The 19,404-nt window shown below is 65.0% G+C and carries 18 protein-coding genes; 10 read left to right on the forward strand and 8 right to left on the reverse strand.

What is annotated here, in order from left to right; genetic code table 11:
• Window positions 1-8 precede the first annotated feature (8 nt).
• Complete coding sequence (locus G6N46_RS15855; protein WP_131808644.1) at window positions 9-1,451, reverse strand: hypothetical protein; 1,443 nt, start codon at window positions 1,449-1,451, stop codon at window positions 9-11.
• A gap of 415 nt (window positions 1,452-1,866) precedes the next feature.
• Here G6N46_RS15855 and G6N46_RS15860 point away from each other — a divergent pair, with 415 nt between their 5' ends.
• The 4 genes from G6N46_RS15860 to G6N46_RS15875 all read left to right on the forward strand — a co-directional run bounded on the left by G6N46_RS15860 (window position 1,867) and on the right by G6N46_RS15875 (window position 4,539).
• Window positions 1,867-2,172 carry a WXG100 family type VII secretion target gene (locus G6N46_RS15860; RefSeq protein WP_064857526.1) on the forward strand — a complete coding sequence of 102 codons (306 nt, stop codon included), beginning with the start codon at window positions 1,867-1,869 and terminating at the stop codon, window positions 2,170-2,172.
• 10 nt (window positions 2,173-2,182) lie between these two features.
• On the forward strand, window positions 2,183-2,473 hold the full coding sequence (locus G6N46_RS15865) for a WXG100 family type VII secretion target (protein ID WP_064857525.1): 291 nt from the start codon (window positions 2,183-2,185) through the stop codon (window positions 2,471-2,473).
• 75 nt (window positions 2,474-2,548) lie between these two features.
• Window positions 2,549-3,400, forward strand: coding sequence for a hypothetical protein (locus tag G6N46_RS28410; protein ID WP_179967688.1), 852 nt, complete (start codon window positions 2,549-2,551; stop codon window positions 3,398-3,400).
• Window positions 3,397-4,539 carry an ESX-1 system-associated protein gene (locus tag G6N46_RS15875; RefSeq protein ID WP_131808643.1) on the forward strand — a complete coding sequence of 381 codons (1,143 nt, stop codon included), beginning with the start codon at window positions 3,397-3,399 and terminating at the stop codon, window positions 4,537-4,539. The genes G6N46_RS28410 and G6N46_RS15875 overlap by 4 nt, the downstream gene beginning before the upstream one ends.
• Window positions 4,540-5,770: 1,231 nt before the next feature.
• Here the strand turns inward: G6N46_RS15875 and G6N46_RS15880 are convergent.
• Window positions 5,771-5,947: a hypothetical protein gene (locus tag G6N46_RS15880; RefSeq protein ID WP_163692794.1), complete on the reverse strand. Its 177-nt coding sequence runs from the start codon at window positions 5,945-5,947 to the stop codon at window positions 5,771-5,773.
• Between the two features lie 137 nt (window positions 5,948-6,084).
• Between G6N46_RS15880 and G6N46_RS15885 the strand changes: the two genes are divergently transcribed.
• Together G6N46_RS15885 and G6N46_RS15890 are read left to right on the forward strand one after the other, a co-directional pair.
• Complete coding sequence (locus G6N46_RS15885) at window positions 6,085-6,903, forward strand: EspK C-terminal domain-containing protein (RefSeq protein WP_133427968.1); 819 nt, start codon at window positions 6,085-6,087, stop codon at window positions 6,901-6,903.
• Complete coding sequence (locus G6N46_RS15890; RefSeq protein ID WP_138247798.1) at window positions 6,900-7,646, forward strand: hypothetical protein; 747 nt, start codon at window positions 6,900-6,902, stop codon at window positions 7,644-7,646. Before G6N46_RS15885 ends, G6N46_RS15890 begins: the two co-directional genes overlap by 4 nt.
• Window positions 7,647-7,657: 11 nt before the next feature.
• Here the strand turns inward: G6N46_RS15890 and G6N46_RS15895 are convergent, their stop codons facing one another.
• From G6N46_RS15895 to G6N46_RS15915, 5 genes are all read right to left on the reverse strand, one after another.
• Window positions 7,658-8,032, reverse strand: a complete 375-nt coding sequence (locus G6N46_RS15895) for a heat shock protein transcriptional repressor HspR (RefSeq protein WP_064857520.1) — start codon at window positions 8,030-8,032, stop codon at window positions 7,658-7,660.
• Complete coding sequence (gene dnaJ / locus G6N46_RS15900; RefSeq protein WP_064857519.1) at window positions 8,029-9,213, reverse strand: molecular chaperone DnaJ; 1,185 nt, start codon at window positions 9,211-9,213, stop codon at window positions 8,029-8,031. Before dnaJ ends, G6N46_RS15895 begins: the two co-directional genes overlap by 4 nt.
• Before the next feature lie 28 nt (window positions 9,214-9,241).
• On the reverse strand, window positions 9,242-9,880 hold the full coding sequence (grpE, locus tag G6N46_RS15905; RefSeq protein WP_064857518.1) for a nucleotide exchange factor GrpE: 639 nt from the start codon (window positions 9,878-9,880) through the stop codon (window positions 9,242-9,244).
• Window positions 9,877-11,739 (reverse strand): molecular chaperone DnaK, encoded by a 1,863-nt coding sequence (dnaK, locus tag G6N46_RS15910; RefSeq protein WP_138247797.1) that lies wholly within the window; start codon window positions 11,737-11,739, stop codon window positions 9,877-9,879. The genes grpE and dnaK overlap by 4 nt, the downstream gene beginning before the upstream one ends.
• Before the next feature lie 191 nt (window positions 11,740-11,930).
• The gene (locus G6N46_RS15915) at window positions 11,931-12,578 is read right to left on the reverse strand and encodes a pyridoxamine 5'-phosphate oxidase family protein (protein ID WP_138247796.1); all 648 of its coding nucleotides are present in this window, start codon (window positions 12,576-12,578) and stop codon (window positions 11,931-11,933) included.
• Window positions 12,579-12,656: 78 nt separating this feature from the next.
• On the opposite strand from G6N46_RS15915, the gene G6N46_RS15920 reads away from it, so the two are divergent.
• Both G6N46_RS15920 and G6N46_RS15925 read left to right on the forward strand, forming a co-directional pair.
• Window positions 12,657-14,081 (forward strand): aminotransferase-like domain-containing protein, encoded by a 1,425-nt coding sequence (locus G6N46_RS15920; protein WP_138247795.1) that lies wholly within the window; start codon window positions 12,657-12,659, stop codon window positions 14,079-14,081.
• 1 nt (window position 14,082) lies between these two features.
• Window positions 14,083-14,805, forward strand: coding sequence for an oxygen-binding di-iron domain-containing protein (locus G6N46_RS15925; protein WP_138247794.1), 723 nt, complete (start codon window positions 14,083-14,085; stop codon window positions 14,803-14,805).
• Here the strand turns inward: G6N46_RS15925 and G6N46_RS15930 are convergent.
• Window positions 14,802-16,262, reverse strand: a complete 1,461-nt coding sequence (locus G6N46_RS15930; RefSeq protein WP_138247793.1) for an HNH endonuclease signature motif containing protein — start codon at window positions 16,260-16,262, stop codon at window positions 14,802-14,804. The two genes, G6N46_RS15925 and G6N46_RS15930, sit on opposite strands and share 4 nt — an antisense overlap.
• A gap of 644 nt (window positions 16,263-16,906) precedes the next feature.
• On the opposite strand from G6N46_RS15930, the gene G6N46_RS15935 reads away from it, so the two are divergent.
• Both G6N46_RS15935 and G6N46_RS15940 read left to right on the forward strand, forming a co-directional pair.
• Window positions 16,907-18,382, forward strand: a complete 1,476-nt coding sequence (locus tag G6N46_RS15935) for a flavin-containing monooxygenase (RefSeq protein ID WP_133428268.1) — start codon at window positions 16,907-16,909, stop codon at window positions 18,380-18,382.
• A 14-nt stretch (window positions 18,383-18,396) separates the two neighbouring features.
• The gene (locus tag G6N46_RS15940) at window positions 18,397-19,374 is read left to right on the forward strand and encodes an alpha/beta hydrolase (RefSeq protein WP_133428267.1); all 978 of its coding nucleotides are present in this window, start codon (window positions 18,397-18,399) and stop codon (window positions 19,372-19,374) included.
• Window positions 19,375-19,404 lie beyond the last annotated feature (30 nt).

A 19,404-nucleotide genomic window follows, 5' to 3' on the forward strand; every position in this document is an offset into this window, starting at 1 on the left:
CTGCGCCGTTAGCCGGTTATTTTGCCTTCGACGCCGTCCGCGCGAAGAGTGCCTACCACCGGGTCGAAGATCAGCACCAACAAATCGCCGAGTTCAGCATCGACCGCATGGGCGAGTTGCCGGACAGAACCCATATTGGGTGCAGCCGGCTCGGCAGGATCCCAAGCAACAGGCACGGGCCCGTGGGCCGTTTCGAAATCGCGGCTGAGCCCCGGCGCCACGCCAATCGCCTGTGCGACAGGCGGTTCGACGAAGAGTCCAGAACCGCGCAGAACCTGTGTTGTAACGGGGATGGTGATGCGGACGCAGCCGTCGGATCGATGAGACGCGCCGCGCACCGTATTCAACGAAGGTATGACCGGCCAAGGGTCTTCAGGTCGGCGACAACGCACCGTGCCACCTTCGACCACGAACGCGAGCGTCGCCAGATAGGTACGAATCGAGCTTTCCTTGATGTCCGGGAATGCGTCGAGCATGTCGTCAAGCAATGCCCGTACCGACACCCGCCCGCCGGCATCTGCGACACGGTTTTTCAGCTCTTGCGCGATGCCGCCGTAGGCAGAAACCTCCCGGTCGGCCAGAGTCCATCTGGTCCGACTCGTTCGAACGAATGCAGCGTTGCCATGCAAGGCCTTCAATACCGCGCGTGCGGACGTATTTTCACCCACAACGGCACTGATCTCGTCGGCAGTCATCGGTTCAACGTTCGCTTTGAGCACTGCAGCGACCTTGTCGCTCAGTCCAGCGCTCGACGGAACGTAGACCCCGGCGATCTCCCGCAATCCGTGCGCGTCCAGATAGGCCGGCACCACTGCGCGCCGCATACCCGCGGCCGTCAGAACGTCGGTCAACACCCTCAGAGTCGGCATAGGCTCCGTGCGATAGAGATCGCGCACGGCGGCATCGACTCGCTGGCCTCCATCTTCCGGAATCTTCTCGAACCAGCCGGCACGCTCCCGGTATGGCCCGGCGACGTAGAGCAACAGCCAAGCCGCCTCGGTCGTCGGCTCCACGCCAAACCGACGAATCTCAGATTCGACGTTTGATCGCGGAACGTAGACGCCTAAACGTCCGCCCAAATCCTCGGCGAACTGCCGTACCTGCGAATGAGCTTGCTCACCGAGCCGTTCGGCGAACCGCGACCGAATCCGGCTCTCGTTTCGCCACAGCCAGGTGGGATGCACACCCAGTTCGGCCGAAAGGCATTCCTGCGTGACCTTCGCCGGTGCCCATTCGCGCGCTAACAAGACTTTGCGGTCGCGCCCGTCGAGACACTCCAGTAATCGGTTGACCCCGTCTGTAGCGCTTGCCTGAGATGTGTCGGCTGGCTCGTCGCGCTGAGCCACCGCTCTTCGAGCAGCCCGTACGATCGACTCGACGGTTCGCACACCAGTCGACCGGTGCCCTAAGAGATCGCCGACTGTCACATCGATCATGTCGGACCACGTCACGTAGGTACGTTCGTATGCATTTCGTGCACGAGCAGGCAACGTTCCGTACGGAATGGGCTGAGTCCCAAGAGCGTCCAATCCGGCGACCAGCTCGCCCAACCGAACGTCGTCGGCGGGCCATAATCGGGCGGCGGTATGAGTCGAGGTCACTGGTACAAATCGTTCATCGGTGTGCTGGACGAGGCCGCGGCTGCAAGACCATACTCGGCTCAACGCCGATCGACCGCGGTCAAGAGATCCTATCGACGCCGCGACGCGCCAGCTAAAACGTCATGGCACCAGCCGCCAACAATTGCCAGCGGCGGGACAATTTGGTGCAAGTGCCCCCTACGTCAGCGGACTATCCTTGTTGGGACGACTGAAATGCCCTCGGGCGTAAAATCGGTTCGGGGTTGTCGTGCGAAGGGGGGCCGGCGTGGTGGACGTAGTCAAGGTCGATACACAGATGCTGCGGCATCAGGTCGCGAAGCTCGAGGAGACGATCGGTCACCTGGAGTCACACGAGAAGACGGTCGGGCACACCATCGACTCATTTGGTGAAGCGCTGAAGGGCGACACCGGTAAGGCCGTCGCGGAGGCGTTGACCAGCTACCAGAAGGCGATGGCTGCGCTCCGCACAGAGCAACACGGGATTACTGAAAAGCTGCAGTCCGCGGTTGTGGCCTACGACTCGACTGACACCAACGCCGCCGCAGGCCTGACCCAAGCAATGCACCTGTAGGGGGACTTCGATGGCCGAGCAGGAATGGCACTTTGCAAAGATCGAGCAGACGATCGGCGACCTCAAGGATGAGCACAAGCGGCTGAACGACATTCTGGTCGAGGAGCGCGCTCGGATTCAGATGGTCAGCAGCGACATCTGGCACGGCACGGCACGTGAGGGTTGGCAAGCTGCCGAACGCTCGTGGGGCGAGAAGGCCGACGCTGCGCTGGAGTCCTTGAACAAGCTGATAGGCGCCATTCAGGGCGGTCATGATTCGATGGAATCTGCCGAGGGGAAGCTCAAGGGCAAGTTCGGCTGACCGACGCAGGGAGGGGAATTCGGTGTCGAGTAGTCACCGTTCGCTAGGGGCGGCGCACCGCGAGGCGGCCATCAAATGACGCCTACGTTGAAGGTTGATACGGCCCAGCTTGCGGCTGCCGGTCAAGCGTTTCAAGCAGCGTCGGACGCCGTGCCGGCTGCTCCAGCCTTTTATATCCCGCCTGCTGCGGATGCGCTCTCGGCTGCAGCGGCAACCAATGCCCCAAAGTTCGCAGATCCGATTACGACCGGCTTGCCCAAGCTGAAAACCGAGACCGCTGCCTACGCAGCGAATGTCAAGGATGCGGCGTCGACGTACGCGACGACTGATCAACAAGCTGCGGCGGACGTGCTGAAGCAAAAGCTCGATGATCCGGCAGGCCAAGGGGCCGGCGGTGGCGGCAGTGCCGTGTCAGGCGGTGGCGGCGGAGCGGGATCACCTGGCGGCGCCCCCGATTCGGCCAAGGCCGGCGCAACGTCCGCGGCAGCATCGGGCGCGCCAGGCGCTGGGGGGGATCCGATGAGCCAGCTGAGCCAAACTGGCCAGATAGGCGGTCAAATGCTGCAAATGCCGATGCAGATGGCCCAAATGGCGGGGGCGATACCCCAGACTGCAATGCAGATGGCTCAGCAGGTTGGTCAGCAGATCGGCCAGATGGCCGGCAAGAAGGGTGAGTCCGAAAAGGACAAGCCGGAGGACGCCGACAAGAAAGCTGCTGAAGACAAGAAGGCAGACGACGAAAAGAAGTCGGCAGACGACAAAGAGAAGTCTCAGGCGCAGTCCGAGAAGGCGCAGCCCAAGGCCCCGGTCGAGGGCAAGCATGCCGCCACGCCAATCCACGGTTCGACCGCTGCCCCCGTCCCCCCGGCTTCGTCTGCACCACGCCACGCGGCACCGACCCGACCCAATGTGGAGGAACAACTGTGACCCAGCCACCGCCATCCGGCCCGTGGGGCGCTCAGCCCCCGCAGCAGCCCGGAAACTGGCAGGGGTACCCCGGTGGACAGCAGGGGCCGGGTCCGCAGGGGCAATGGAACCCGCAACAGCAGTGGCCGAGTCCCGCGCCCGCACCCAAGAAGGGGCCACTGAAGTGGGTCCTGGGTGCTATCGCCCTGATCGCTGTCATTGCGGTCACTGCCGTCGTGGCCGTGTCCTGTGCCGGTGGCAACGGTTCCAACAACGGCGGCACGCCGTCATCGGGCTCGAAATCCGACGTCGCCAGCGCTAACGACACCGGGCCGGTCTCGGTGATCACCGAAGACCCGTCGTGCGGACCGTGGGGTCCGATAAATGACACGCTAGCGAACATCGAAAAGAACGGATGGGACAAACGCGATCCGTCTCTACCAGTAACAGCCTGGTCGGCTGACCTAAGCGCACAGTACAAGGCCGTTGGGGAAGCCTTGCGTAACGCGGCCGACCAGACGGCACCACTGGCGAAGCTAACGCCCCACCGAGTAATGCGTGAGCTGTATCAGCAGTACATCGCGTACATCCGGACTTATGCCGACCACATACCGACGTACAGCTCGGCTGACAACCTGCTTATCACTGTTGGTGGAACGATCGGCACTGTCCTCAACGACATCTGCCAGGCGATCGCGTTCCGTTCCGCCGCAGCCCGTGGCCCTCTTGTTGGAGCGATCGAGCCACCTAAGCATGTCGCGAACACCAAAGGCGACGGTCCGCCTGAACGGTTCCTCTCCGCGCCAGATCCGGTTTGCGCAGATTGGAAGAATGCCATAGATCAATTGAGCTCAGATCCTGCATACCTCGCGTGGAGCAAAGAGGATTCGAGCATTCCTGCAAGCAGCTGGCCCCCGCAGTACAAAGCTGAGAATGATGCAATCAGGCCGATATTCACGCAGACAGCAGACTCTCTGCAAAAGCTTGGTGGACAGAGTGATAATCCGTTCATCGGCGATCTAGGCGCCCTTGCAGCTCAGTATGGCCGCGCATTTATCCAAGGTATACCGACCTACACAACGAACGACTTGTATCTTTTCAACGTTTTCAGGCACGCCCCGGGTGTTGTAAGTGCAGCCTGCGAAGCGGCGGGAGTCTGATTAGTGGGCGACAGGCAAAAGCCGGAAGGCGCCAGCGAAATGTTGGACCCGGGAGCCTGGCCAGATTCAAGCGAGAGCCAGTTCTACCGAGTCGCACAGGATTGTCTCGATGCATTGCGCCGCCTTACCAATAACGGGGCGCGCCCGTGGGAAAGCCACCATCGAGACACGTTCCGCAGTGGAGGGGGATTCTGGTCTGGAGGCACTGCTGGAGCCGCAGACAGCAAAGGCAGTCGCATACTCACCCAGTTCACTGACATGCAGAATTACCTGACAACGGCAGCTAATTGGAATAACGATATGTCCCATGTAGTTGCCGGAGCAAAAGATTCGATCATCACTAACGTCAACAATGCAAAGTCCGATATTGCAAAAATATCGACAGATGATCCCGACTACGACACGCTTGTTCACAACCGAAAAATTCAGTGCTACAACGCCAATTTGGCCGTTGTTTCGAACGCTGCGGCCGCAGTAGCGTCCCCGCAGAATTACCGGCCTCCCGCTAGCGAACAAGAACTATTGACGAATGGGCTTCCACCCGCGCCCATGTCCGCCACACCGCCCCCAGCCGGCAGTCCATCGGCAACACCGCCCCCAGCCGGCAGTCCATCGACGCCACCACCCCCTACTAAGGGATCAGATCCAACGCAAGCGGAACAGCATCAGCAGACTCCGCTGCCACCTAACGCACCGACAGGCAATAATCCGTCTCCGTCGCCCGCTGGTCCCAACAAATCGACTGGCCCTACACAGTCTGAACAACATCAGCAGCAAACCCCTCCGCCGGCAAACACTCCGACAGGCAACGACACACCCTCACCATCCAGCCCCACGAAGACCGTCGACCCTGTGCAGGCCCAGCAACAAGTCCAGCAACATGCGCCAGCCGCACAGGCTGTGGCTGACCCCAATATCCCCGGCAATGTTCCAGGCGCCGCCGTCCCGTCGCCACCTTCTGCGGCCAGAACCACGGGCGGTGGCGGCACGTCGACCGCGGCCACCAGTGGCGGAAGCCCCAATTCGGGCAGCGGCCTCGGAACCGGAGGCGGCTCCGGTACCCAGCAGTCTGGAAACCCGACCGGCCAACCAACCGGAGCGCAACCGCCCGGCGGTCAACCGAACAATCCACTGCAGCAGGGGTTGCAGCAGCTCAATCAGGGTCTGCAGAGCGGAGCGGGTAACGCTTCACAACCGCTGGCCGCAGCCCAGCCGGCGACGCAACAGCCCACTACGCCACCTCCGGCGACACCGACTGGTGCAGCCAGCGGCACCTCGGCGGCAAGCGCCGCACCCGTCGGTGCCGCATCGGCAGCAGGCGGCGGGTCTGTCGGTGGCCCAGCGGCTGCAGCACCGACTGCACCGGCAGCACCGTTGGGCCCTGCCCCGACGCCGTCTCCGGCTGCACCAGTCGCACAACCCGGGCAAGGCGGCCCCGTCGGACCCGCGGGTCCAGGTGTCGCCGCGGCCGGCACGAACAACCAGCAGGCTGCCGCCGCTGCCGCGCCAATCCCGGTCAGCCCGGCGCGCGCGGAGCGCGACGCCATGGCGGCCGCAGCCAAAGCCGGTCTCCTACAACGCAAGTCGGCTGGAAACACCGACGCGGATATCGAGATCGCGCGACGAATTTCCGCGGCATTGCACGCGCCGCCGTCTATACCGGCAGCGAGCTACCAGTTTGTGTGGGCGGTCGGCGTCACGTCTGAGGGCCAGATACTTGCGGCCAATTCATACGGAATCGGCTACATCCCGGACGGAGTGAAACTTCCGGGACAGGTGACCCTCGTCAGCGCCGACGAGGCGATCTCGCCGGCTGAACGCGGCCGCTGGGTGAATTTTCCATTCCTGGCGATACAAGGCTGGGCGCAGTTCCACGGTAAGACGCTGCGCGCGATCATCGGCACGCCTGAAGAAGTGAAGCCATACAAATCGAGCATGCATGCCGAGGAGTTGGCACCTGACGACATCCCCGCCGACGGCACGATGCAAGGTCGGTCTCGCCTGCAAGTGATTGCACCGGAAGCCGCTGCGCGACTTGAGGAATGGGCTGACGTCACGCTGTACGAGGCACTGCCGCCTCGACCGGTGCAAGATGCCCCACCCGACGCCAAGCAGACCATGAAGCTCTGGGTAGAGACGATCAAGCCGCTGCTACGTACGACTGGCACCAACGGTCCGGTTGACCATCTGACGAAGCTCATCGCATACGCCGATCACATGCAAAGTGTCGAGCTGTACAAGGCGTACACCGCTCCGCATGTGGCTGCGCAGCGTGCGGCGATGTCGGATTGGATCTACTGGCAACATGTTTCGTCGATCTGCCAGGACGCCACGAATCCCGTTCTTGGCAGCGTTCAGGCGTGAACGATTCCGGTGACGCATGGGAGCGCACTGCTGTCCGGCCGTTCGAGGTCTTTCCCGAGCTATATCGGCACATGGACACACAATTGCTGTCGGCCATTGCTAGCGGCGACGACGCCAGCCGAGCGGCCGCGATCGGTGCCGGCAGTCGCGAGGTAGTCGAGCGGATCGCACATCTACGTGAACCATGGGTTTTAAACATCGATGCCGATGCCACGATCGAGTCGATCGACCGGCACGCGGTGAAGCTGTTCGAGCGCGGTGCGCCAGAGATCGGAGAATGGGTCCAGCGCATTCTCGGTCATTGGCGGCGGCAGCGGTCCTGGTTCAACCTAACGGTCGACGTCGTCGCCAGGGCTGGCGATGATGATCTGAACCGCGTCATCATCGCCTCTGCCGACTGCATCCGGCGGGCCACATTTGCGTTCTTGGACATCGACTTTGGCGCTGACCCACCAATGCCCGACGACCCGTCCTATGGATTGCTGTTAGCCGTTGGCGAGATTTTCACGACTCATCGGGATCAGAATCCGCTCCGGATGCAGCTCGATTCCGTCGGAGGGCTCGCTGCTGCACCCGAGCACAACCCGTGGGTGGCCGCGCTCATCGATCAAGAACTAGTGATCTACCGCCGGCTATATCGAGTGTTTTTCCAGCTCTTGGAACACGCTGGCATGTTCGATGATCGTGAGGACGACCGCGAGTTCTTCTACACACCTGACGAGGTGGACCGCCAAACCCGTTGAACCGTTGGGGTTCAGCTCCGCTGCGGATTCCCCCGCCGCCGTGGTTCCCACAGCACCAGCGCGGTGCTGGGCTTGCGGACGCGTTCGAGTTCGGCGGTGACCTCGGCGAGCCTGGCCTGCAGCGCCTCGACCTGATTGGTCAGCTCGATGATGCGCTTGATGCCGGCCAGGTTGACGCCCTCGTCCTGGGACAGCCGCTGCACCTCGCGCAGCAGGTCGACGTCGTGCTGCGAATACCGTCGACCGCCGCCCGAAGTGCGCTGCGGGCTGACCAGGCCGAGCCGGTCGTATGTCCGCAACGTCTGCGCGTGCATACCGGCCAGCTCGGCGGCCACCGAGATCAGGAAGGTGCGGGCTTCCTCTGTCTTACGCCGGGCTGCGCTCATAATGAGCCTGCCCAACCCGCCCGCGGATCAAATCCACTGGCGCGCTCCGCCTTGGCATACGCCTCCAGCGCCTCCGCCGCTTCACCTTCGAGGTTCGGTGGCACGGCCACCTTGACGGTGACCAGCAGGTCGCCATGGCCGCCGTCGCTGCCGCGCTTGGGCACACCGCGCCCGCGCACCCGCAGGATGCGGCCGTCGGACGTGCCCTTGGGCACCCTGACGCCGACCTTGCCTTCCAGAGTCGGCACGGAAAGCGTTGTCCCCAATGCCAATTCATGGAAGCTCACCGGAACGGTGACAGTGAGATCGTCACCGTCGCGACCGAACACCTTGTCGGGCCGGACGTGCACGGTGACATACAGGTCGCCCGAAGGCGCCCCGCGTAGACCCGCTTCACCCTGCCCGGCCAGTCGGATGCGCTGGCCGTCGGTGACACCCGGAGGGATGCGCACGTTGATGGTGCGCGTCCGGGTGGAGACGCCGGTGCCTTTGCACTCGTCACACGGGTGCTCGATGATCGAGCCCGTGCCGCGGCATTCGGTGCACGGCTCCGAGAAGCCGAACGCACCCTGGTTGCGGTTGATGACACCGGCGCCGTTGCAGTTGGGACACACCTTCGGGCTGGTGCCCGGGCGCGCGCCACTGCCGTGGCAGTTGGTGCAGGGTGCCGGGCTGGTCAGGCGCAGCGGCATGGCCACGCCCTTGGTCGCTTCGAGGAAGCTCAGCTCGGTTTCGGTTTCCAGGTCGTTGCCGCGGCGCGGACGGCTGGGGCGCGGCTGCTGCGCGCCCCGGCCGAACAGGCCGCCGAACAGGTCACCGATGTTGGCGCCGCCGGTCTGCCCCGCCTGGTCGAACAGGTCGCCCAGGTTGAACTCCGCGGAGTCGCCGCCGAAACCTCCGAAGCCGCCTCCACCGCCGCTGAACCGGCGGCCGAATCCACCGTTGGCGAAAAGCCGTCGGGTTTCGTCGTATTCGGCACGCTTGGTGTCGTCGGTCAGAATTTCCTTGGCCTCGGTCGCCGCTTTGTAGCGTTCCTCGGCCGCCGGGTTGTTCGGATTGCGGTCCGGATGGTTGTCGGCCAGCACCTTGCGCGCGGCGCGCTTGATCTCATCCTTGGTGGCGTCAGAGGTGACGCCGAGTTCCTTGTAGAAGTCCTTCTCGACCCATTCACGTTGAGCCATGTCGCGTCACCTCCTCAGCGTCGCTCGGTTACTCGTTTGATTCTGATTTCTGTTCGGTCGCAGCGTCGGTATTGATGGGCGTGTCGGGCGTATCAGCTGCGGGTTCGGCGTCGACGACACCGACCATCGCGTGCCGCAGCACCTGCTCACCGAGCTTGTAGCCGCGACGCATGACGGTCCCCAACACCGGGTTGGAGCCGTCGCCTTCGTGCTGAACGGCTTCGTGCAGCGACGGGTCGAACGCGTCACCCTCGGCGCCGAACGATGCCAGACCGAGGCTCTCCAGCGCACCGGAAAGCTTGTCTGCCACCGACTTCAGCGGCCCCGACTCGAGATCACCGTGGGCGCGGGCCCGCTCGAGGTCGTCGAGCACCGGCAAGAACTGCTGCACGACAATGGCTTTGGCTCGCTCGGCTGCGGCCTGCTCCTGACGGATGGCCCGCTTGCGGTAGTTGTCGTACTCGGCCTTGAGCCGCTGCAGGTCTGCCTTGAGCTCGGCGGCTTCGTCGGACACCGGAGACTCGGCGGCCTCACCGGAGGCCGGGGAGCCCGGCGCCGACCCCTCAGGGGCCGACGCCGGAGCGCCCTCACGTGGTTCGCCGGTTTCCGGATCGATGCGCCGCTTGTCGGTGATGGTCACCGGCTCGTGCGAATCGTCCTGGCTCACTTGTTCTCCTGATCGTCCTCGACAACCTCGGCGTCCACGACGTTGTCATCTGCGGCGGCGCCACTCGGAGCACCCGCACCCGCACCGGCGGCCTGCTCGGCCTGAGTGGCCTCGTAGATCGCCTGGCCCAGGGCCTGGCTCTCGACGCCCAGCTTCTCCATGGCCGTCTTGATGGCGGCGATGTCGGTGCCGGCGAGCGCGGTCTTGGCCTCGGCGATGGCACCGTCGACCTTGGTCAGGGTGTCCTCGGGGACCTTAGAGCCACCCTCGGCTTCACGCTGGTCCTTGACGAACTTCTCCGTCTGGTAGACCAGCGACTCGGCCTGGTTGCGGACGTCCGCCTCTTCGCGACGCTTCTTGTCCTCTTCGGCGTGCGCCTCGGCGTCCTTGATCATCCGGTCGATCTCGTCCTGCGACAGGCCCGAGCCTTCCTGGATCTTGATCGTGTTCTCCTTGCCGGTGCCCTTGTCCTTGGCGGTGACGTGCACGATGCCGTTGACGTCGATGTCGAAGGTGACCTCGATCTGCGGCACGCCACGCGGGGCCGGCGGGATGCCGGTCAGCTCGAAGCTGCCGAGCAGCTTGTTGTGCGCCGCGATCTCACGCTCACCCTGGAAGACCTGAATCTGCACCGACGGCTGGTTGTCGTCGGCCGTGGTGAAGGTCTCGGACCGCTTGGTCGGGATGGTGGTGTTGCGCTCGATCAGCTTGGTCATCACGCCACCCTTGGTCTCGATGCCGAGGGACAGCGGGGTGACGTCAAGCAGCAGAACGTCTTTCACCTCACCCTTGAGCACACCGGCCTGCAGCGCGGCACCGACGGCCACGACCTCGTCCGGGTTCACGCCCTTGTTGGGCTCCTTGCCACCGGTCAGTTCCTTGACCAGTTCGGTGACGGCGGGCATACGGGTCGAGCCACCGACGAGGACCACGTGGTCGATGTCGGAGACCGAGATGCCGGCGTCCTTGATCACCGACTGGAACGGCTGACGGGTCCGGTCGAGCAGGTCCTGCGTGATGCGCTGGAACTCGGCACGGGTCAGCTGCTCGTCGAGGAACAGCGGGTTCTTGTCGGCGTCGACGGTGATGTACGGCAGGTTGATCGAGGTGCTCTGGCTCGAGCTCAGCTCGATCTTGGCCTTCTCCGCAGCCTCACGCAGACGCTGCATCGCCATCTTGTCCTTGGTCAGGTCGATGCCGCTGGTGCCCTTGAACTTGTCGACCAGCCACTGCACGATGCGCTCGTCCCAGTCGTCGCCACCGAGGTGGTTGTCACCGGAGGTCGCCTTGACCTCGACGACGCCCTCGCCGATTTCCAGCAGCGAGACGTCGAAGGTGCCGCCACCGAGGTCGAAGACCAGGATGGTCTGCTCCTTCTCGCCCTTGTCCAGGCCGTAGGCCAGGGCGGCCGCGGTCGGCTCGTTGACGATGCGGAGCACGTTGAGGCCGGCGATCTGGCCGGCTTCCTTGGTGGCCTGACGCTGAGCGTCGTTGAAGTAGGCCGGGACGGTGATGACGGCGTCGGTGATGTCCTCACCGAGGTACGCCTCCGCGTCGCGCTTCAGCTTCTGCAGCGTGCGCGCGCTGATCTCCTGCGAGGTGTACTGCTTGCCGTCGATGTCGATGGTCCAGTCAGTACCGATGTGCCGCTTCACCGAACGGATGGTCCGGTCGACGTTGGTCACTGCCTGGTTCTTCGCGGGCTGGCCGACCAGCACCTCGCCGTTACGCGCGAACGCGACGACCGACGGGGTGGTCCGGGAGCCCTCAGAGTTGGCTACGACGACGGGGTCGCCGCCCTCCAGCACCGAGACGCAAGAGTTGGTGGTCCCGAGGTCGATACCGACCGCACGAGCCATAGTGATGCCTCCTGATAGACATTGTTGGGTGATCTGAGCGAACTGCGCTCAAGCTTGCTATCGGACGAGGCCGTCTGTCAAGCCGAACTTGAGTCTGTTGCACTCAACTTGTTGTCGGTCAGTCCAACCTGGGCGGTTCGCGATCTATTCCCGATTCCCCAAAAATGTCCATCCGGGGCCATCAACGCTGGTCAGGCACCTCCAGCAGCGACCATTGCCCGCACCGAGTCCGGCAATTCGGCCGTCGACCACTCCGCCCGCCGCGGCTCCCCGTAGGTGACCGAGAAGGGCACGACGCCCGCCCAGGCGGTGGTTTCCTCGTCCGGTTCGGCCAGCGGACCGCCGTTGACCTTGTACACCCAGTCGCCGTCGACGATCGGCAGGGAGATGACGTTGGTCGCCGCGACCTCCTTCGGCAGCATCGCGCGCACCTCGGCAGTACGGCCGGGGATCAGCAGCTCGCTGAAGCGCTCCAGGAGGGCTTCCCGGTCTTCGCGTTCGGCGGGTTGCACTTCGCCGTAGATCACCGCGGAACGGTAGTGCACCGAGGAGTCAAAAGTGCTGTGCGCCACCACAAGTGCATCCATGGCCGTCACGCAGAAGGCAACCTGCCTCCCCGCCCCCTTGACGCCCAGTGTGCCCGCACCGGTCGAGCCGTGGATGAGAATCCGATCCTCGTGACGGACGAACAGCGTCGGCACCGCAAGGGGCCGAACCTTGCCGTTCGGACGGGCCACATCGCCGACGCTGAGCACGCCCCACCACTGCCCATCGAGGAACTCCTCGAGAGCGGCGCGCGCCGTGGACTGACGACCGTACTTGCGAGTGACCTTTTCCATGAATTCAGATCACCATGATTGCGGCCTGGTTAGAATAGCCAGAAATACCCAGTTCTGGCAGGCCAGTATTCTGACTGGGTGGCGCGGCACACACGGGCGGTCCATCTGCCCCTCGACACCACCGATCTCAGTGCCAGGGCGATCGCGAGTCAGTTGGTGGCGCTGATCGCCGCTGGACAGGTCGGCGACGGCGACTGGCTGCCGTCGACCCGCGCCCTTGCGCATGAGGTCGGCGCCTCGCGAACGATGGTCGCGGCCGCCTACGACGAACTGGTGGCCGCCGGATTTCTCGAGGGCGTGCCCGGCTCCGGAACCCGGACAACCGTCGGAGCCACCGCAGCCGCCCGCGCCGGGCTGTCCAGCCGCGCACCGTGCCTGGAGAAGACGAACGTCGTACCGGCAGCGCATGTCACGGCGCACCGAACCGATGCCGTCGATCTCCGTCCGGGCACCCCGGACACCGGCCTCATCGACATGCGGGCATGGGCCCGCGCGTGGCGGGCCGCGGCGTCGACCCGACCCACGACGCTCTCACCGTGGCAGGACACCGACGATGCCTTCACCGCCGCCATGTCGCGCCACCTGCGTACCAATCGGGGTATCGACACCGACACGGTTTTCGACGTTCCCGGATCGACCGCGGCCTTTCAAACACTGGCGGCCGTCAGTGGCCTCACGCGCTGTTATCTCGAATCGCCCTGCTACCCCGCCGCCGCCGACGAATTCAGCCGCACCGGCTTGGATCTGGTTTTTGTCCCCGTCGACCACGACGGGCTGTGCGTCGACAGACTCGGTGACGACCCCGGCATCGTCTACACCACACCGGCTCACCAGTACCCGCTGGGACACCGGCTCTCGGTGAACCGGCGGGCCGAACTCGTTGCGTGGGCCAAGCGGACCGGGTCGATCGTCATCGAAGACGACTACGACGGCGAGTTCCGCTACGGCGTCGCGCCGCTGCCCGCCATCCGGTCGATTCCGGGCGCCGGAGAACACGTCGCCTACGTCGGCACCGCGTCCAAGATGCTGGCGCCGAGCCTGGGCGCCGCCTGGCTGGTGCCGCCACTGCCACTGCACGACGCCGTCCAGACCTACCTTCGCGAGCACCGCATCGCGGTCTCCACCATCACACGCATGACCCTCACCGCCTTGATCACCGGCGGCGAGCTACAGCGACACCTGGCACGCGCAAGCCGCGAATACCGTTGCCGCCGAGACATTCTCATCACCGAACTCGAAGCGCGCTGCCCCGGCCTGGAAGTGCTCGGCGTCCAGGCGGGGTTGCACGTCGCCATCCTGCTGCCCGATAGCCGCCCCGATCTCGACGTTGCCGAATTGCTCCGCGCCGACGGCCTGCTCGTCTCGCCACTGTCGACCTTTCCTCAGCAACCGCGCTCCGAAATAAACGGCATCACAGTCAATTTCGCGCAGATCGACCGCTCGACCGCGAGGCTCTTCGCCGAATGCACTGCTGCGGTTCTCGCCCAGGGCGCACCATGGTGAGATGAATGCCGACCCGCACACGGCAGTCGACGAGATTGCCCCCGACATCTACCGGCTCTCCACGTGGATTCCGGACATCACCGAGAACGGCTTCACGTTCAACCAGTTCCTCCTGACCGGCGATGAGCCGTTCCTCTTCCATTGCGGGCAGCGACAACTGTTCCCACTCGTCTCGGATGCCATCAGCCGGGTCATCCCACTGCCCACACTGCGCTGGATCTCGTTCGGACACCTCGAAGCCGACGAATGCGGCGCGATGAACCTCATGCTGGCAGCGGCACCGCATGCCGAGGTCGTGCACGGCGGGCTGGCTCTGATGCTGTCGTTGGTCGACATGTGCGACCGACCTCCCGTCCCCGCCCCTGACACGGCGCTGGACATCGGCGGGCACCGACTGAGATTCATTGCCACACCGCATGTCCCGCACAATTGGGAAGCGGGATTGTGGTTCGACGAGACGACCTCCACCCTGCTCGCCGGCGACCTCTTCACCCACACCGGACACTGCCCGGCACTGACCGAATCCGACTGCGTGGCCCCGGCGCTCGAGGCAGAGGCCATCTTCCACGCCACCGGGCTGACGACGAACCTCGCACCGACGCTCGAGCAACTCGCCGCGTTGAACCCCTCGACGCTTGCCCTCATGCACGGTTCGTCCTACGCCGGCGATGGTGCGGCTCAATTGCGAGCACTCGCCGAGGGGTATGCCGCGACGGCCGCCTAGAAGGGTGCGGGTTCATCCCATTCCTCTGCGGCGCGGGCCGTTTCGAGTTCGCGGTATCGGTGCCATTCTTCGCTGGCGATGCGTTCTTCGTTGATCATGCGGGCTTCGTTGATGAGTTGTTGGCGTTCTTGGGCGCGGGTGCGTTTGCGTTTGGGCATGCAGTGCCCGCGGCCGGGGGTGCGTGGTGGTTGTTCGGTGATTGTGGGTGTTCCGGTGGGTGTGGCCAGTTGTGGGTACCAGTGGGCGCCTTCGGGTTTGGTGATGTAGGTGTGTCCGGTGGGGGCGACCCAGACGACGGTGCCGTCGGGGTATTGGTGGTCGGTCCAGCCGTGGAACGTTTTGAGTAGGTGGTGGAACCGGCACAGGCATTTGAGGTCTGACGGGTGCGTCGGCCCGGCCGGGTACGGGACGGTGTGGTCGAGGTCGCAGGCTTGCGCGGGCCGGTCGCAGCCGGGGAATCGGCAGGTCAGGTCTCGGCAGCGCACGAACTCCGCCAGCTTGGCCGACGGACGGTAGCGGGGCTCGGCCGCATCCGGCGGAATCTCGACCTCGCGGATGGTCGCCCCCTCGGCGAGCTGGGCGACCTGCTCGGCGGGGATCTGCCCGTACCCGGGCAGGAACCCCGGCGCGTCGCCGGCGAGGGTTTTGGGGCCGGCGATCACGTGGATGACGGCGCGGGTGCCGACGGTCTGCGCCGGCAGTTCCCCCATGGCGGCCGCGGCGGCGGGGCAGTCGTCCTGTCCGCATTGGCAGGCCAGGCGCTGCCCGCGGGCGAGGGCGTCGATGGCGGCGGCGCGGCGCTGATCATGGGAGCGCGGATCATTGCGGCACACACTCTTGGCGAGGTCGTCGATGGCGGCGTCGAGCACGGCTGCGGTCGCCGCGTCTATCGTGCCGCAGATGCTGGCCGCGCCGGGGCCGCAGGCGCGGATGTCGAGGTAGCGGGCCTGCGACGGGGGTTTGGGTTGGTGGACCCCGGCCTGGTCGGACGCGGCGATGATGGCGTCGATGCGTTGTTCCATTTTCGGTTTCGACAACCGGCCCCAGGCCACGATCTTGGCGGCCAGGTCGGCATCGACCTGCCCGGCGACGTCGTCGTCGATGATCAGGTCGGTGCGGGCGACGATCATCGCGACCATCACCGCATCAATCAAACCTTTGGCGTAGATGGCCGCCACCTTCGGCAGGCGGGTGCGGAGCGTCACCGCCCGGTCCACCTGGGCTTGGGCCCGCTTACGGGATATCCCCAAGGCGGCGGCGACCTCGACGACCAGCCCGGCATAGCCGTCGATCGCCCAATACCGTTTCTCGATGTCGTCGTCGGGGGCCCGCAGCGCCCACAGGTCACCGATCGCCCCCAGGCGGCGGGCGCCGGCGGCGTTCTCTTGCCGGGTGGCCAGGGTGATCGCGTCGACCGCCGCGGCCGCGGCGTGGGGATCACCATCCAATTCACTCATACGTTCGAATATAGATCCACCCACCGACGAGAATCGGGGGCCGCGGACGCGACCCATCGGCGACGGTTAGGGCAGCTAAACAGAAGGGCCGCAGCCAGATTGGATCCGGCCGGGCGCCGTGGGAACGACAGGAAGGGGATCGTCGACGGTTAGATCGACTAGCCACCCGACACACGCAGACGGCGCCGACGGGACGCGCCGCCGACCATCCCCGGACCCGCGACAGTCAGACGACCGACAGTGGTTAGGTGACCTAACCGATGGGGATCGCGGCGCGGCCCGGAGTGCGGAGCCCGGGCTGGGTGCGGTCGGGCGAGCGCTACCGATTAGCCGCCCTAACCGTCGAGGATCGCGGCACAGCCAACCGAGCCGGGCACGAGCCGGCACCAACTACCGAGCACACCTAACCGACGAGGATCGCAGCACAGCCCAGTCGGGATGGGCACGGCCAGAACCACCGAGCCGATCTAACCGTCGACGATCCGTGCCCGGGTCAACGGACAGCAAGCCCGCCTGGTGACGCCGGCCAGGCCGGAACTCGCAGTGGACGCGGTAAGCGCGGCAAGTCTGCAAAACCCGGCGTGGACGCGTCGCCGCGCTACTAACGTCGCAGGTACACCCGCCGGACCGGCAAAGGAGTGCCCATGACAACCACCGCTCCCATCGACGTCCTGGTCATCGGCGCCGGGATCTCCGGCATCGGAATGGCGTATCACCTCAAGACTCTTCGCCCGGACACGTCGTTTGCGGTGCTCGAGGGACGAGACGCGATCGGCGGCACCTGGAGCCTGCACCAGTACCCGGGCATCCGCTCGGACTCGGACATGCCGACCTTCGGCTTCGGCTTCAAGCCGTGGACGCATCGCAAGTCCATCGCCGACGGGCACATCATCCTCGACTACCTGCAACAGACCGTCGAGGAGAACGACCTGGCCGGCCACATCCGGTTCGGCCACCACGTGGACTCGGCGAATTTCGATTCCCGGCAAGGACTTTGGACCGTCAACACCACCCACGACGGACACCCCGAGACCTTCACCTCGCGCTTCCTGTTCCTGGGCACCGGGTACTACGACTACGAGAACCCGTATATCCCCGACTTCCCCGGCCGCGACGATTTCGAGGGTCCGGTGATCCACCCCCAACTGTGGCCGAAGGATCTGGACTACACCGGTAAGAACGTCGTCGTCATCGGCAGTGGCGCCACCGCCGTCACGCTGATCCCGAACATGGCCGACAAGGCCGCGCACGTCACCATGCTGCAGCGGTCGCCGAGTTACGTGTTCTCGATACCGGCGTCCGACCCGATCGCCAACGTGCTGAACAAGGTGCTGGGCCATGAGCGGGCGTACAAGATCGTGCGGCGCAAGAACATCTCGCTCAATCGCGGGCTGTTCAAGATGTGCATGCGCTACCCGAAGGTGATGCGAAAGTTGTTGATCGCCAATGTGGCTCGGCAGCTGCCCAAGAATTTCGATGTCGACACGCACTTCACGCCCAAGTACAACCCGTGGCAGCAGCGCCTGGCCATGGTGCCCGACGGCGACCTGTTCAAGATGGTCTCGTCAGGCAAGGCCTCGATCGTCACCGACCATATCGAGCGGTTCACCAAGCACGGCATCCTGCTGAAATCCGGGCAGGAGCTGGCCGCCGACATCATCATCTCGGCGACCGGATTGAACATGATCCCCTTCGGCAAGATCGAGCTGAGCGTCGACGGGCACCTGCTCCATCTCCCCGACCTCACGGTCTACAAGGCCATGATGCTGTCGGGCGTGCCCAATTTCGCGTTCGCCGTCGGTTACACCAACATCGCCTGGACCCTCAAGGTCGACCTGGTGTGCGAGCACTTCTGCCGCATGCTCGACTACATGGACGAGCACGGCTACGGCAAGGTGGTCCCGATCCTGGAAGACGGGACCATGGAGCGAGTTCCGTTGTTGGACATGACCTCCGGCTACGTCCAGCGGGCCGTCGCGAAGTTCCCCCGTGGCGGCACCTACGGCCCGTGGGCGTTCAAGCATGCCTACGAAATGGATCAGGAGCGGCTGCGCAACGGCCCCATCGAGGATCCCGCCCTCGTCTTCACGCCCGCCGCCGCACCGCTGTCCGTGGTCTGACCGAAGGAGCGATCATGACAACCGAGTTCGTTTTCATCAGCCACGGCGAGCGTTGCGCCGCCTGGCATCTGACCGCAGACAGTGACGCGCTGACCGGACAGAGCGGTCGGCCGTGTGTGGTCATGGCCCACGGCTTCGGCGGCACCCGCGACTCCGGACTGATGGCGTTCGCCGAGCCGTTCGCGGCCGCCGGGATGGACGTGGTGCTGTTCGACTACCGGGGCTTCGGCGATTCCGAAGGTGAGCCGCGCCAGGATGTTTCGGTCAAGAAGCAGCGCCAGGACTACCACGCCGCCATCGACGCGGCGCGGAACCTGCCGGGCGTCGACCGCGACCGCATCGCGCTGTGGGGCACCTCGTACTCGGGCGGACACGTCATCGCCGTCGCCGCCACGGACCAGCGAGTGGCCGCGGTGGTATCCGTATGTCCCGCCACCGACGGGCTGGCCGCCCTGGTGCAAGGAGTTCGGGAGGCGAGCGCCGGACACATGGCGCGCCTGGTGGCGCACGGCCTGTTCGATGCCGCGGGGGCACGGCTCGGCCGCAGCCCGCACTACCTGCCACTCGCCGGACAGCCGGGCAGCGCCGCGCCGCTCAGCACTCCTGGTTCCGAGGAGTCGTACCTCGCGCTGGCCGGCCCCACGTGGCGCAACGAGTTCGCCGCCCGCACCGTGCTGGAAGTCGCGTTCAACCGGCCTACCGTCCACGCCAGCCGGCTGGAGTGCCCGCTGCTGGTTCAAGTCGGCGCCAACGACCGCATCGCTCCACCGGATGCGGCGCGCCGCGCCGCGAAGAAGGCGGGGTACCTGGCCCATCTGGTCGAGTACCCCATCGACCATTTCGATTTCTACGAAGAGCCGTGGCAACCGCAGGTCCTCGCCGACGAGTTGACTTTCCTGACCCGCGTCCTCGATCCGATCCGCTCGACCGACGTGCATTTGCGGTCGACCAACCCGCCGGCGCCGCGAATGGCGGTCAAACTGCCGTGGTGAACGCGTCCGCTTGGCATGATCCTCACCGAG

Origin of the sequence: Mycolicibacterium phocaicum, from assembly GCF_010731115.1 — a bacterium.
GTDB classification, from domain to species: domain Bacteria; phylum Actinomycetota; class Actinomycetes; order Mycobacteriales; family Mycobacteriaceae; genus Mycobacterium; species Mycobacterium phocaicum.

Bases quoted from the DNA above. Each gene is read 5' to 3' on its own strand.
- G6N46_RS15915 (WP_138247796.1), bottom strand. From the start codon at position 12,578: ATGGAAAAGGTCACTCGCAAGTACGGTCGTCAGTCCACGGCGCGCGCC.
- dnaK (WP_138247797.1), bottom strand. From the start codon at position 11,739: ATGGCTCGTGCGGTCGGTATCGACCTCGGGACCACCAACTCTTGCGTC.
- G6N46_RS15885 (WP_133427968.1), top strand. From the start codon at position 6,085: ATGGCGGCCGCAGCCAAAGCCGGTCTCCTACAACGCAAGTCGGCTGGA.
- G6N46_RS15940 (WP_133428267.1), top strand. From the start codon at position 18,397: ATGACAACCGAGTTCGTTTTCATCAGCCACGGCGAGCGTTGCGCCGCC.
- G6N46_RS28410 (WP_179967688.1), top strand. From the start codon at position 2,549: ATGACGCCTACGTTGAAGGTTGATACGGCCCAGCTTGCGGCTGCCGGT.
- G6N46_RS15865 (WP_064857525.1), top strand. From the start codon at position 2,183: ATGGCCGAGCAGGAATGGCACTTTGCAAAGATCGAGCAGACGATCGGC.
- G6N46_RS15925 (WP_138247794.1), top strand. From the start codon at position 14,083: ATGAATGCCGACCCGCACACGGCAGTCGACGAGATTGCCCCCGACATC.
- dnaJ (WP_064857519.1), bottom strand. From the start codon at position 9,213: ATGGCTCAACGTGAATGGGTCGAGAAGGACTTCTACAAGGAACTCGGC.
- G6N46_RS15935 (WP_133428268.1), top strand. From the start codon at position 16,907: ATGACAACCACCGCTCCCATCGACGTCCTGGTCATCGGCGCCGGGATC.
- G6N46_RS15895 (WP_064857520.1), bottom strand. From the start codon at position 8,032: ATGAGCGCAGCCCGGCGTAAGACAGAGGAAGCCCGCACCTTCCTGATC.
- G6N46_RS15930 (WP_138247793.1), bottom strand. From the start codon at position 16,262: ATGAGTGAATTGGATGGTGATCCCCACGCCGCGGCCGCGGCGGTCGAC.